General features: G+C 66.7%; 1 protein-coding gene. It reads right to left on the bottom strand.

The window, feature by feature from the left end; all coding sequences use genetic code 11:
• A partial coding sequence (locus tag EN853_RS33595) for an ATP-binding cassette domain-containing protein (protein WP_135861383.1) occupies positions 1-294 on the bottom strand: 294 nt, incomplete at both ends.

The following is a 294-nucleotide window of genomic DNA, read 5'->3' as shown; positions in this document are numbered from 1 at the left end:
GCGGCACCATGCCGAGCACGGCGCGCAGGCTGTCCTGCGTCACATCGCGGATGTCCTGGCCGTCGATCAGCACCTGGCCGCCCTGCACGTCGTAGAAACGGAACAGAAGCCTGGAAATGGTCGACTTGCCGGCGCCCGACGGGCCGACGATCGCCACCGTCTTGCCGGCCGGCACCTCGAAGGAGACGCCCTTCAGGATCTTCCGGTTCGGATCGTAAGAGAAGTGGACGTCGCGGAACTCGACCTTGCCGGCGCTCACGGCCAGCGGCTTGGCGTTGCAGATCGGAAGAGCGC

It is taken from the genome of Mesorhizobium sp. M1C.F.Ca.ET.210.01.1.1 (genome assembly GCF_004791585.1).
GTDB lineage: Bacteria > Pseudomonadota > Alphaproteobacteria > Rhizobiales > Rhizobiaceae > Mesorhizobium.
The sequence above is the reverse complement of the archived record's forward strand: the minus strand, read 5'-3'. Positions and strand labels throughout refer to the sequence as shown.